Below are 13,487 nucleotides of genomic sequence, written 5' to 3'. Positions count from 1 at the left end.
TAGAAAGTTCCTATGAAAAAGAAAATTTTAAAAGTTTTGTTCGCTTTTGCTGTAAGCGGTGTGTTCCTTGCCCTTTTTCTGCACGGTTTGAATTGGCACGAAGTTTGGGAGGAAATGAAGCAGGTGAAAGTTGAATGGTTTGGCTTTGCTGTTCTTTCGATTGCGCTTTCTTTTTTCTTACGTGGTGAACGCTGGCGTCAAATTTTAAAGCCTTTAAATTCAAATGTGCCAACTTTTGCGACATGGCGGATTTTTATCTTAGGAATTGCCGCCAATAGCATTCTACCATTCCGTTTGGGAGATGTTTTGCGGGGAACGATTTTTTCGAAGAAGCTTGGTGTGCCTGTTGGGGCTTTAATGACAAGCATCTTAATCGAAAAAATGTGCGATCTCATTTTTATCGTTCTTTTAGGCGGATTTGCCTTGCTGGTGATTCCTAAAACGGGACATGCTGAGTTTTTTAATATTTTGGGAACATTAATTTTTGCTGTTGGTTTTACGGCGATTATCTTCCTATTTTGCGCACGTTGGTTTCGCCGTCCTGTTGTTTTTACATTGGTAAAAATTTTGAAGAAGACACCTAAAATTTCAGAAAAACTATTGCCGCTAGTCGGGCATATTTTTGATGCGCTTGATATGGTGGCACGCCCGTCTGTTATGCTGAGAGTCATGCTGTTTTCTGCCCTGACATGGCTTGGGGAGTGGGGGGCTTTCGTTTTGGTGGCGCTGGGTACGCCTTCTCTTGTAAAGCCGACAGCTGCCTTTTTAGCGATGCCGATGGCAACACTTTCAACGGCAATTCCAGCAGCGCCGGGCGCCATTGGTACATTTGATGAAGCCGCTAAAAAAGCGATGAGTATGCTTGGAAATACGTCAGCATCCGCCGCCGCTTATGCCTTGCTTATTCATGCGGTGATCTGGGCTGCACCCATCATTATGGCATTCATTGCATTGATCGGTTTTCGTTGGAAAAAGGCTTCTTAAGTGATAGGGGCTTTGGATAGAAAAGAAAATGCGGCGCTTATAAAGCAAGTTTTTTTTAGCTTATCAGATTGGCGCATTTTGCTTTGTCTTTGTGACAGCTTTTCTTTTGATGAAATTGGGAAAATATCTTGTTTCTTTAAAAGCCGGCGTTTTTGCTGCCCTTTTATATATTGCCGCTTTTAATTGTTTTGAGGGTAGGGGGCAAAGCCCCATTTTTTATAGTTTCTTGGTGCTGTTAGCCTTTAGCAGTGTCATTGTGAATTTCGAGAAAATAAAAAATGATTCAGCTTCTCTGCTGAAAACAGGTGTATTTGCCATGTGTTTTCTAGGGGTTGCGATCGAGATAAAGCCAACAGTTGTTTCTGAAGGGATATCTTTAGGGCTATATCTTGTATGGTTGACATGGCAGCATGGAAAAAAGGGAAAAGCCGTTTTTTCTCATATGCTCATTTGAATAGGGATTGCTTTCTTACTAACTTTTTTGGTTATCTTATTTTATATTTCCATTGGGCTTTTGCAAATATTGTTTCCTTTTTTCAAAAGAGCTCCTCACAGCCAATGCATTTTTACAGCATCTCTGCAATTGTAGAGTTGTTTTTTATCATTGCGCCTTTGTTATCGTTTATTTTTTCTTCGAAAAAAAGAGAATAATCGTTTGGTATTTTTTCCGTTTGGCTGGGTAATTGTTTCGTGGTTTGCCCTGTTTAGCATTTTGCCTGCATGGCCACATTATGCCTTGCCGGTTCTTTTTCCTGTTTTGTTGTTGTCGGTATATTTATGGGAAGGTAATTTGTTTTTTAAAATACTTTTCATGCTTTTCTTTACTTTTATCTTTTCGCAAGGCGCATGGTCTGAGGAACAAAAGAAGTGCTGTCTATCCGGATATAAAAGACCTTATCAAGGGTAAAGAAGGATGCCTTTACAGCTATAATACCTATATTGTTTTATCAGATATTACGAAAAATATTGCCGTTTGCCATTTAACAAAATATTCATTCCCTCTTCACCTTTCTTCCTTGCAAGAACAAGGCGCCTTGGGTTTAAAAGATGAGGAGGCTGAAGTGAAGAATATTTTAAATAAATCTCCATGGTTGATCGCTGTCACATCTTACGAAAAAGAGAATTTTTCCGAAAGTACAAACCATGTCTTACCTCAAGACAGGGATGTGGCGATTATTTTGAAAAATTTACCATATGATTTATGCCGCTTCAGAAAATGATCGTTATTCTATGTTTAGATTATATGAAATAAATACTTAAAATTTCTTATTTAGGCATTTTTTATAGAAATAAGATTAGGGACGCTTCTTTTAAAAATATTCGCTTCTCAGAGGCCTGGTTCCATTTTTTAGAAACTTGTATCAATGCTTGCTTTACTTTAGAAAAAAATCTTGTTTTCTGTTCCTAATGCTTTCCGGTAGATGTTTCAACGAATGCTTTGCTTCAAACAAAAGATACTTATCAAAAATCTTTTACCTATTATTTTCATTATTATAGGGCTATTTCAGTCTTTTCGGCAGGCTTTTTCGGTTTGGTATGCCGATCCAGATACCGCAGCACTCGTTTTGACGGCCAGAGGTATGCTGGACGGCGGCCTAGCATTTTTAAAATCTTTTAATTTTCCAGTTGATAATTGGCTCTTTACTTTAATTATTCCCGATAGTGTCGTGATAGCTCTTTTGGGGGACAGCCCAACTATTCTGTTGGGGACAGGGATTGTTTTCTTTTGGATGGCAGCTCTGATGACAGGGCTTATTGTTGCTAAAATTGCTGGATGGCCACGTGGATTATGGGCAATTGCTTTTGCTTTGTTTGCAACACAGCCAGCTCTGGGAAGCGCAGGCTATCTGACAGCTTCTGTCGCACATCATATTTCCATGGTGTGGGGAATGTTTGGCATTTTCCTTTTGCTTTTTTGGATAACAAAAAAATCTTACATTGCCTTAACAGCCTCAATGCTCATTTTGAGTATTACAGCTTTTTCTGATCCATGGTCGCTTGTGACTTTTTGCTTGCCGCTTCTGTGCGCATCTGGAATTGTATTTTGGCAGGATTTTAAGAAGTTTTCATCTATTAAACCCTCTCTTCTGTTGTGGGGTGGGGTCGCTTTTTCAGCTTTTTGTGCGCTTTTTCTCAGTAAAACCCATTTTTTGGGGACTTTGCCGCTAATGGATTGGAATGGGGCGCAGGAAAGTCACTTAAAATTTGCACCAGATAAGCTCTTAGAGTGTTTCCTTTTTCTACCGTATCTTTTGAATTTTATACCATGGTTTTTTCATACGCCGGATTTTTTACCAAGTGCATATGATTATACCTCACTGTGCAGACCGCCTCTGGCTATTTGTATTTTAGATGGTTTGCTTTACGCCTTCATTTTATTTGTTTTTATTCGTGGATATTTTAAGGGAAGAAAAATTTTCAGCAATGCTGAAAATTTTATTCTCATTTTTAATTTATTTTCTTTACTTGGAATTTTAGCAGCCTGCGTTTTCTTTAGGCTGATCGATGAATATTCAGATATGCGTTATCTTGTAAATATTTTTTATATTTTCATTATAACATTATGTATTTTACCTAAAAAGATTTACCCGATATCCTTACGTCCAGTTGTAGTTGCTTTGGTGCCGTTATGGTTTTTTTCTGGGTTTGTCAGCAATATAAATATTTGGAAAACGCAAAGAATCCCACTTTCCGTCTATAATCCCGATGCGCTTACGGAATTTTTGCAAAAGGAAGGGATTTCTCAGGTCTATGGAGATTATTGGCATACAAATGTGCTGGGAATTCGTTGGTTTAGTCATGAAAAAATCAAAGCAGGATCTTTGAATTATTATAAGAATAGCGGTTTCTTCCCGCATATTTGGAACGATCCTAAGTGGGATGAAAATATATCTGGAAAATGGGCTTATATTGCTCATAATCATCAGGGTTCAGATTGTCTTCCATTCCAGAGTTGCGCAGATGCTTTTATTGCAACTTATGGGGCGCCGAAAGAGATAAAGCATAGCACAGAAAATGATCTCTTAATTTATGAAAATACGCCCTTAAATATTCAAAAGCTTAAATCTCTAGAGGATTTGCCATTTCGCTTGTTTCGTTCAGAAAAAGGATTGCAGGCAAAAAAAATTGCAAACAAGGGATGGGGTTCTGTTAATAATAATTTGCTAAAGAGTAGGAATAATCTGCCAGGATTTACCTTCTCCTTGCCAATACCGCATCCTGAAAATTTAAGGATGACTTTCGTGATCTCCTCCTCTTCTCGTTATAGGTCAAGAAAAGCCGGCTTCATCTATGAGGGGAAAATGATAAAAGAGATTAATTTTCATCCCCATTCTGCGAGCTATACATTTCCGCTCTTAGTCCCTAAGACACAAAGAGAATTTTCTATCGCTTTCGATCTAAAAAGGACCTCACTTTTTGATCCTGCCATTGAGCTTGAAAGTATTTTTTTGGAAACAGAAAGTACTAACGCTAAGGGTTAAGCTAGAACATTATGAAAACAGCAAGTTTTACATTGGCAACAAAGGGAAGCTTTGCGTTCGCCTCATGGCTTTTTATTGGTTGGGATACAAAAGAGGGAGGGATGATGCTGGCGAAAGGCTGAAAAAAAATGCTCTTGGGCTTTTTGCAATATGTGGTAAAAACCAAGGATATTCTTTAATCTTCCGAAAAATCATGGGGATAATTTGTCTTTTCGTTTGAAAATGGAATCCACAACAGGAAAAGTAAAAGATGTTGTTCTTTCTTATAAGGGGAAAGAGATTAGGCCGTGGCAGGTTATAGAGGCAGAGCGGATTTATTTATTTGATATTCCTCTGGAGAAAGACCAAGAAACAGTTACACTGGAATTCTATATTAAAAATCTAGAACAAAGCGATGATAAGTTTTGGCATAAGGGCATTGACCTTATGGAAATGTTTTATCTGGATGCAAGCAGGGGAGATGTTACGTGAGAACGAAAGAAATACCAAGTTTAACGCTCGCAGTACCTTGCTATAATGAAGAGGAAATTCTTGAAAATACAGCGAGCAAGCTCGAAGAACTCTTGCTTGAATTAATTGCTTCTCAAAGAATAAAAAAGGGAAGTTCGCTGCTTTTTATTAATGATGGGAGTACGGATAAAACATTAGAAATCTTACATCATATCAAGCAAAAACAGCAGAAAGATGATCTAAATATTCAGATTTTAAATTTAGAGCAAAATAAGGGGCATCAGGAGGCGCTTTTAGCTGGTTTAGCTTTTAATAGCTCAGATGTTATGATTTCTATAGATGCAGATTTGCAAGATGATATCAATGTCATTCCTGAAATGCTGAAGGGCTGGCAGGAAGGCTATGAAATTGTCTTGGGTGCTAGAAATGACAGGGTAACAGATCGTCCATTTAAACATTTTACAGCTAGCTTTTTTTATTGGGTGATGAAATATGTTGGGAGTAAGCAGGTACCGCAACATGCAGATTTTCGCCTTTTGAGTCGGCATGCTGCTAAAATTTTGGTGCAAAAAGCAACACGTCCCCTGTATTTGCGGGGATCTGTTGTCCAGATGGGTATTCCATGGAAAGTTGTTTTCTATCAACGTAAAAAACGTGAAGGCGGTGTGTCTAAATATACATTAAGAAAAATGTTATTTTTGGCCTTCTCGGGTTTGATTTCCCACTTTAAATCATAAATTCTCTTAATACGAAAATACGTATTTTACCCCGAATTTAGTGTAAAGGGTTGCTCTTATTGTGGAAAATAGTTCTGCTGAGTAATGGCTAAAAAACTAATTTAAACAAGTATTTTTATAATGCAAGATTATGGCAAGGCAGGCCATAAGCGGTTTTTTTGGTTGAATGCGCATAGGGGCTTAAGCGTTGGATGGAGAAAAGAATAATCCTTGGCTCTTTTTAAGGCGCTTTCACCATAAGGCATTTTTAAAATCAGAAATTGGCTTAGATCTCTTCTAAAAACAGTTTAAATCAAGAGACAATTTAAAGAGATATTTTTAAAATGAAAGTTTTATTTTGTGACGGTATGTTATCGCAGGCTAATGCTCTTTCGCTTTATTCTATCTTCAAAATAAGACGCAGAATGTTCTGAATCTAAAGAAATTTCTGTGGTGGAAGATTTTTCATTCCGCCTTAGAGAGCGAGGATGTGTTGGATGGATTTGCGGATGTTTCAGGCAATGAAAATTGATTTGATGCCATATCTTCTTTATTGGCATTGGAAAGTTTAAATAAAAAACCACCAAAACCTGCAATTGCAATAAAAAGTGCAATGGCAAGACCGATAAAAAATGAAAACATATTTTCCCCCAGCGACACGACAAAAAACGCAATGATAAAAAGAATCTCAACTTTTTCTAAACTCTATACTATCATGGGAACCCGTTTGAAGAAAAATCTCTTTTAAAATTAAGAAAAGTTGTTGTTATGTTTTTAGAATGCCCTTTTTTTTCTTCATCTTTTTTTAAATTTTTTCTTTTTATACTCTTTGTTCTTGCTTTTATTGTCTTACCGATCCGTGTTAAAGCCCAAAATTGTCAGGGGAAAATTCTTCATAGTTTAGAGATTAGACCTTTTGGACGACAGGGAGATGTCTATCATTATAGACAGGGTGAAATCATTCCCGATGTGCGGGCGCATCGGGCTTCTTTTTTCGGAAAACCTTCTTATTATCTTTCTAAGGGGATTGGGCCGCTTCCTGCTAAAGAAATCGAGCTCTTAAATTGCCATCCGGTTTTTCATCCTTCTGAGGGTTTTTTTGATCCAGGATATGATCTCATCCCCAATGAGTGGGCGCATAAAGATATAAATGATTCTGATGGCATTCCATATCAAAAACCAACAAAGATTGAAAAATGAACTGCAGGTTATTTGAATGTTAATGATTTTTCTTTGTGTATTTTCTGCCATAAGCTGTTTTTTGACAGGGCTTTTGTTTGTGAAATTTTCTGCGCTGCAAAAACAGGCAGACGGGCCGGTATTAGAACAAATTCTCCAAAATTTTCGGATGAGTGCAGAGCAGGAAGCACGTCATACACGTGAAATTTTATTGGCGCAGATAGATCGCTCAACCAAGGCACAGCGTGAATCCATTGCGCTTATACGGGATGGTTTAGCCACATATTTGCAAAGTTTTTCTGAGAAGTTAGATACTTTTCGACAGGAAAATTTTTCAGCTTTAAAAGAGACTTCAGTTTCTCTAAACGAGACACTTCGAAAATCGGCAATGGAAAATCGTGAAGATTTTCAAGCACAACGTGAACAAATGCGCCAATTTGGCGAAAAGAATGACCGCCGTATGGAACATCTACAACAGGGTGTTGAACAGCGTCTGGAAAAAATGCGCGAGGCGAATGAGCTAAAGCTTGAGCAGATGCGCTTGACCGTAGATGAAAAGCTTCAAGGAACCCTTGAAAAGCGTCTTGGAGCTGCTTTTTCGACAATGAATGAAAATTTAGACCGTGTTTCTTCCAGTGTTGGTGAAATGCGTAAGATTGCAGATAATGTTGGCGATTTAAAAAAGGTTTTAGGCAATATCAAGACAAGAGGAATCTGGGGTGAAGGGCAGCTTGGCGCGATGTTGGAGGAGATTTTAACGCCGGAGCAGTTTTCTAAAAATGTTGAGATATGCCCAGGCTCTAGAGAGCGGGTCGAATTTGCTGTGCGTCTTCCCGGATCAGGTGATACAGAAACTTCTAAAGTTTGGTTGCCAATTGATGCGAAACTTCCTGTGGAGGATTATGAGCGTTTGGTGGATGCGCTGGAAATGGGTGATATTGAGGCAGAAAAAGAGGCAGGGCGGGCTTTGGAGCGCCGTGTTTATGAATGCGCTAAAGATATTCGTGATAAATATGTCCATCCGCCTTTTTCGACAGATATGGGAATTATGTTCTTACCGACCGAGGGACTTTTTGCAGAGGTCGTCCGTCGTCCGGGCTTAATTGATAGACTTCAGACGGAATTTCGAGTGATCGTTGCCGGGCCGACAACTTTAATGGCGCTCTTATCTTCTTTGCGGATGGGATTTCGCTCTTTGGCTGTGCATCAGAGATCGGGTGAAATTTCAAAGCTTCTCGGAGGAATTAAAACAGAATTTGGCAAATTTGGAAATATGCTTGATAAAGTGGAAAAGAAGCTTTTTGAGGCACAAAATGTTTTAAGCAAAGAAGGCCGAACACGTTTTCGTGTGATGAAACGTGCCTTGAGGGGCGCAGAGGAAATTTCAGAGGGGGAGGCACAGGCGATGCTGGGAATATCGGAAGAGGAAGAAGTTGGAATTACCTTTCATCAAGATGAAAAATCGCCCAATTTTCTTATGGGAGAAAATGCTTGATCGGTAAATTAGAAAAGAAACACGTCATTATTGAAACAACACCAGCCTTTTCTAATGGCGCAAAACTTGATGCCGCAGTGGAAATTGCACAAGCGGGGGAAGGGGAAAGCGAGTGGATTGATTTTGACAGTGATTTTACCTTTTCAGGGGAAGAGGATACTGAAAGCCTCAATGGTTTCACGGTCAAAAAATCACGGGATTTGATGTTGGCAGAAACGGTTGCCTTGGCACAAAGACTGAGTGCCCAGAAGAAAAGCAAGATTTTTCAGCCAGAAGAAGATTTTTCCGATGCAGAGGAGGAATATGATAAGGCGGATCTGCCGACTTACGATAAGCGCACGGCGGAATCTTTATCATCTACAATAAAAACAGAAAAAAATAGTGAGGCAATGGCGTGTGGTGCCTTTTTTGCCAGCATTGCGCTTTCACTGGCTTCTCTTTTGCTCTCCTTTGCGATGCTTGGTATGCCGCATTTCCCGGGTATTTTAGGCTTTGTCTTTTTTGAGCTGGTCGCTACGCTCCTTCTTTTTGCCGCTTGGAAATTTTTAAATGGTTGGGGATATCCAGAACGCTCTTTCCGAATGGGATTGATGTGCGGATTTTTATCTTGGGAAGTGCTTATATTCCTATTTTGGAGTATGTTGATCACAGCCTTATGGAAAGATCATACGCTCTTTTTATTAGAGGATAAGGAAAATTCTGCCATTCTCATCTCTTTTTTAGCCGGTATAGGCGTTTTTGTGATGAGTTTGTATTTCTTGCGGGGAATGGAATGGGCGCGTGCGACAGTGTTTGTCGTAGGAAAAAGCGGCCTGATTTTTGTTTCACTGGCAGTGGCTGGCATTGTCGCTGCGCTTGCGGATTTGCTACTCTTTTTATAGAAGCGCAAAATGGCTTATAAAAACAAGGAGGAGAAGACTCATGAATACAATTATTTTTAGAGCGGCGCTTTTCTCCTGTATGATTTTTGCTTTGCTCATCTGGTGGTATTGTTACGAGACAATGTAAGATATGCAGAGCGAAATTATGCGCATTTTTTCATTTTAAGATGTTTTTTCTATGGTGTTTGAGTTAATAATTCATCAGCCATATAGTTTATAAAACGGGGACTTTTTCTTGACCGAACCCAATCAACCTGAGACAGCACTTCCTGCAAAAATAAATATGCAAGGTATCGTTGAAATCCCAATCGAGCAGGAGATGAGATCCTCCTATCTTGATTATGCCATGTCGGTCATTGTCTCTCGTGCATTGCCTGATGTGCGGGATGGCTTAAAGCCGGTGCATCGCCGTATTCTTTATGCGATGAAAGATAGTGGTGTTACAGCGGATAAGCCTTACCGTAAGTCGGCCCGTGTGGTCGGTGAAGTGATGGGTAAATTCCATCCACATGGTGATAGTGCTATTTATGATGCGATGGTGCGTCTCGCCCAAAGCTGGTCAATGCGGGTAATGCTTATTGACGGGCAGGGAAATTTCGGATCTGTCGATGGGGATAGTCCTGCGGCGATGCGTTATACGGAGGCGCGTCTTGCAAAATCCTCTTCGTGGCTGTTGGATGATATTGACCGCAATACGGTGCCCTTCCGTCCTAACTATGATGATAGTGAGCAGGAACCTGAAGTTTTACCAGCGGCCTATCCAAATCTTTTGGTAAATGGGGCAGAGGGGATTGCCGTTGGTATGGCAACCAGAATTCCGCCGCATAACCCGGTGGAAGTCATTGATGCAACATTGGCATTGATTGATAATCCGGAAATCACTTTAGAAGAATTGATGTTGCATGTGCCTGCCCCTGATTTCCCAACGGGTGGTATTATTATGGGACGTAGCGGAATCCGTAAGGCTTATGCAACGGGCAAGGGGTCCATTCCGGTTCGTGCAAGAGCCTCAATTGAGGAAATCAGAAAAGACCGCCATGCGATTGTTGTGACGGAAATTCCTTATCAGGTGAATAAGGCTGTTTTACAGGAGAAAATCGGCGAACTCGTCAAAGAAAAAATTCTTGAGGGGATTTCTGATATTCGGGATGAAAGTAGCCGTCAGGGGATGCGTCTTGTTATTGAGTTAAAACGGGATGCAACGGGCGAGATTGTTCTTAATCAGCTTTTCCGCCATACACAGCTCCAAAGCAGTTTTCCTGTAAATATGGTTGCATTGGATGGGGGAACCCCACGGATTTTTGGCTTAAGGGAAGTTCTCGAAGCCTTTGTGAAGTTCCGTGAGGAGGTTATTCAGCGCCGTGCCCGTTTTGATCTTGGAAAGGCACGTGATCGTGGGCATCTTTTGATCGGTTTAGCTCTGGCAATTGCCAATATTGACCGTGTCATTGCCATCATCCGTAATGCGCCTAATCCTGTTGAGGCCCGTACATTGTTGATGGCACAGAATTTTCCAGCAGCGGATGTACAATCTCTTCTTGAACTGGTTGATGATGAAAATAATCAAATCATTGAGGGGCATGTCCATCTGACAGAGGTGCAGGCCAGAGGGATTTTGGAATTGCGTCTCCACCGTTTAACCGGCTTGGAACGGGATAAAATCGTTGGAGAATTGGATGACATTGCGGCACAGATCCGTGAATTCCTTTTAATTCTTCGGGATCGTGAGCACCGTCTTTCTATCATGCGAGAGGAACTCTCAAATGTTCGCAATGCCTTAAATTATAAGCGTGCGACAGAAATTTCAGATTCTTTGGGCGATGAATCCGATGAAAGTCTGATTGAGCCAGCTTTAATGGTCGTGACCATCACCAGAGAAGGTTTTGTCAAGCGGACACCATTGGAAGAGTTCCGTCTTCAAAATCGTGGTGGACGTGGAAAAACAGCGGCAGGTCGTCGTGGGGATGATGTCATCATCCGTAGCTTTAATGCGCATACCCATCAATGGGTTTTATTCTTTACGAGTGCTGGGCAGGTTTATCAAATGAAGGTCTGGCGTCTGCCAGAAGCCTCTCCGACCTCAAAAGGTCGTGCTATGATTAACCTGTTGCCGGGTCTTGCTGAAAATGAACAGATTACAGCTGTTTTACCGCTGCCGCAGGATGAAGAACTCTGGGATGATTTGCATCTTGTTTTTGCAACCGCGGGAGGGAATGTTCGCCGTAATAAGTTGAGTGATTTCAGCAATATCCGTTCAACAGGGATTATTGCGATGAAACTCGATGAGGGGGACAGTCTCATTGGCGTGAGAACCTGCCATCCGAATGAAGATCTTTTCTTGGCAACAAAAAATGGCCGTGCGATCCGTTTCCAGATTACAGATAGTAATTTGAGGGTATTCGCCGGAAGAAATAGCACCGGTGTCCGAGGTATTCGTTTGGATGCAGGGGACCGTGTCGTTTCTCTTGCTGTTCTGCCGCATCCGGAGCTCAAGGATAATGATGAGCGCCTTGCTTATCTCAAAGAGGCTTCGGCACGTCGTCGTGAATTCTCAGGTAATGTTGACGGAGAAATCGATGAGGTTCTGGAACAGGATGAGGATGATGCCGTCTCAGAACGCCTAGAGGCGCTTTCTCCAGAAAGATTTGAGGAGCTTGCACCCGATGAACGCTGGCTCTTGGTTGTAACAGATCAGGGATTTGGGCGTCGTTCCTCTTCTTTTGACTATTCTACCAAAGGCAGAGGCGGCAAGGGCGTTCAGAATATGTCCCTGCAAAATAAAGCCAGAGGAAAGGCCGTTATTGCGACTTTCCCTGTGTCTGCTGGCGGAGATGCGATGATGGTGACAGATACAGGACGTTTGATTCGTATGCCTGTGGATCAGGTTTCGATTATGTCCCGCATGGCTTCAGGGGTTCGTCTCTTTAATGTGGATGAGGGCGAGACAGTCATTTCTGCATTTAAAGTGCAGGAAGAGGATCAGCAGAATGATGAGGATGCTCCCGAAGCCGCTCCAACAGAAGTTTCTGCATCTGTTGAGAGTGTTTCTGAGGGTGAAGAGAATATAGAGGACTGAGGATTTGAAAAGCCGTTTGAGAGTAGGATTTTATTCCGGTACTTTTGATCCTGTAACGTTTGGGCACTTGGATATTATTGAGCGTGCCTCTACCCTCTTTGATCGGTTGATTATTGGGGTAGCGACAAATGACGGAAAGCACCCGCTTCTTGGATTAGAGGAGCGGATTGCACTGGTGCGTGACGGAATTAAAAATTTCCCGATGAAAGAGCGCATTTCTGTGATTGGCTTTTCAGATTTACTCGTAAATGCCATGCAACGTGAGAATGCAGGGACAGTTATTCGAGGTTTGCGCTGTGCAGGGGATTTTGATTTTGAAACCCAGCTTTCCGCAGCGATTAAGCGTTTGGCACCGGAGATTGAGACAATCTTTTTGCTCGCTTCTGAGGGGCAAAGAGCAACGTCGAGCAGAATTGTAAAAGAAATATCTCGTTTGGGAGGGGACGTTTCCGCTTTCACAACGGATAAGGCAAAGGAGGCCCTTTTGATGAAGAAGTCTCTTTTGTCCGCTTGAAAAGATAAAATATGATATTTTGTCATCAGAAAGAGGAGATTTTATGAGCGAAGAAAGAAAGAAGCTTGTCTTTGAAATTGAAAATGGCGGTAAAATCGTTATTGAATTAAGACCTGATTTAGCCCCTAAAGCTGTAGAGCGCCTGGAAACACTGGCATCAGAAGGTTTTTATGATGGTGTGCCTTTCCACCGCGTCATCGAAGGTTTTATGGCGCAGGGCGGTGATCCGACGGGCACTGGTACGGGCGGAAGTGAATATCCTGATCTTCCTGCAGAATTTTCAAAAGAAGCGAAGTTTGAGCGTGGTACTTTAGGGATGGCACGTTCTGCAAATCCTAACAGTGCAAACAGCCAGTTTTTTATCATGTTTGAACCAGCACCTCATCTTAATGGCCAATACACAATCGCCGGTCAGGTGATTGAGGGCATGGATGTCGTTGACCAATTAAAACGTGGCAGAGCGGGTTCCGGTACGGTTGAAAATCCTGATCGTATTCAGAAAGCTTATATCGAAGCATAAGTTTTCGAAGAATCTTTTTAAAAAAGGCAGTCCTGACGTTCTTGTTGGGGCTGCCTTTTTGCATATTTTGTGGAAAAATAACCTGAAAAGAGACAGATTTTGTTCAAAAATAGCTTTTTTTTGTTTTTTTTCATAAAAATAGAAAAAAATGCGGTTTCCTGCTTGACGCTCATCACTGGAGGGGGTAAAC

The 13,487-nt window shown here is 41.2% G+C and carries 12 protein-coding genes; all 12 read left to right on the top strand.

All coding sequences use genetic code 11. The features are described from left to right. The first annotated feature begins 12 nt into the window (after window positions 1-12). The 12 genes from FAI41_01645 to FAI41_01590 all read left to right on the top strand — a co-directional run bounded on the left by FAI41_01645 (window position 13) and on the right by FAI41_01590 (window position 13,297). Window positions 13-984 (top strand): flippase-like domain-containing protein, encoded by a 972-nt coding sequence (locus FAI41_01645; protein QCE32389.1) that lies wholly within the window; start codon window positions 13-15, stop codon window positions 982-984. A gap of 109 nt (window positions 985-1,093) precedes the next feature. Next, the gene (locus FAI41_01640; protein ID QCE32388.1) at window positions 1,094-1,438 is read left to right on the top strand and encodes a hypothetical protein; all 345 of its coding nucleotides are present in this window, start codon (window positions 1,094-1,096) and stop codon (window positions 1,436-1,438) included. 229 nt (window positions 1,439-1,667) lie between these two features. After that, window positions 1,668-2,204 (top strand): hypothetical protein, encoded by a 537-nt coding sequence (locus FAI41_01635; protein QCE32387.1) that lies wholly within the window; start codon window positions 1,668-1,670, stop codon window positions 2,202-2,204. Window positions 2,205-2,417: 213 nt separating this feature from the next. Further along, window positions 2,418-4,466: a hypothetical protein gene (locus FAI41_01630; protein QCE32386.1), complete on the top strand. Its 2,049-nt coding sequence runs from the start codon at window positions 2,418-2,420 to the stop codon at window positions 4,464-4,466. Window positions 4,467-4,670: 204 nt separating this feature from the next. After that, window positions 4,671-4,937 carry a hypothetical protein gene (locus tag FAI41_01625; protein ID QCE32385.1) on the top strand — a complete coding sequence of 89 codons (267 nt, stop codon included), beginning with the start codon at window positions 4,671-4,673 and terminating at the stop codon, window positions 4,935-4,937. After that, complete coding sequence (locus FAI41_01620; protein ID QCE32384.1) at window positions 4,934-5,653, top strand: glycosyltransferase family 2 protein; 720 nt, start codon at window positions 4,934-4,936, stop codon at window positions 5,651-5,653. The genes FAI41_01625 and FAI41_01620 overlap by 4 nt, the downstream gene beginning before the upstream one ends. A 747-nt stretch (window positions 5,654-6,400) precedes the next feature. After that, window positions 6,401-6,832 (top strand): hypothetical protein, encoded by a 432-nt coding sequence (locus FAI41_01615; GenBank protein ID QCE32383.1) that lies wholly within the window; start codon window positions 6,401-6,403, stop codon window positions 6,830-6,832. A 16-nt stretch (window positions 6,833-6,848) separates the two neighbouring features. Continuing rightward, a complete protein-coding gene (rmuC, locus tag FAI41_01610) occupies window positions 6,849-8,306 on the top strand; it encodes a DNA recombination protein RmuC (GenBank protein ID QCE32382.1) in 1,458 nt (485 codons plus the stop codon). After that, entirely contained in the window at window positions 8,303-9,187 is an 885-nt protein-coding gene (locus FAI41_01605; protein QCE32381.1) for a hypothetical protein, read from the top strand. Before rmuC ends, FAI41_01605 begins: the two co-directional genes overlap by 4 nt. 283 nt (window positions 9,188-9,470) lie before the next feature. Next, window positions 9,471-12,263 (top strand): DNA gyrase subunit A, encoded by a 2,793-nt coding sequence (gene gyrA / locus FAI41_01600; protein ID QCE33757.1) that lies wholly within the window; start codon window positions 9,471-9,473, stop codon window positions 12,261-12,263. Window positions 12,264-12,279: 16 nt separating this feature from the next. Further along, entirely contained in the window at window positions 12,280-12,777 is a 498-nt protein-coding gene (coaD, locus tag FAI41_01595) for a pantetheine-phosphate adenylyltransferase (protein ID QCE33756.1), read from the top strand. A 43-nt stretch (window positions 12,778-12,820) separates the two neighbouring features. Then, entirely contained in the window at window positions 12,821-13,297 is a 477-nt protein-coding gene (locus tag FAI41_01590) for a peptidylprolyl isomerase (protein QCE32380.1), read from the top strand. Window positions 13,298-13,487: the final 190 nt, after the last annotated feature.

This window comes from Acetobacteraceae bacterium (assembly GCA_004843165.1).
GTDB lineage: Bacteria > Pseudomonadota > Alphaproteobacteria > Acetobacterales > Acetobacteraceae.
This window is presented reverse-complemented; position numbering and strand designations above follow the sequence as displayed.

Coding starts and splice junctions, on each gene's coding strand:
- FAI41_01645 (QCE32389.1), top strand. CDS start 13: ATGAAAAAGAAAATTTTAAAAGTTTTGTTCGCTTTTGCTGTAAGCGGT.
- FAI41_01640 (QCE32388.1), top strand. CDS start 1,094: ATGAAATTGGGAAAATATCTTGTTTCTTTAAAAGCCGGCGTTTTTGCT.
- FAI41_01630 (QCE32386.1), top strand. CDS start 2,418: ATGCTTTGCTTCAAACAAAAGATACTTATCAAAAATCTTTTACCTATT.
- FAI41_01615 (QCE32383.1), top strand. CDS start 6,401: ATGTTTTTAGAATGCCCTTTTTTTTCTTCATCTTTTTTTAAATTTTTT.
- rmuC (QCE32382.1), top strand. CDS start 6,849: ATGTTAATGATTTTTCTTTGTGTATTTTCTGCCATAAGCTGTTTTTTG.
- gyrA (QCE33757.1), top strand. CDS start 9,471: ATGCAAGGTATCGTTGAAATCCCAATCGAGCAGGAGATGAGATCCTCC.
- FAI41_01590 (QCE32380.1), top strand. CDS start 12,821: ATGAGCGAAGAAAGAAAGAAGCTTGTCTTTGAAATTGAAAATGGCGGT.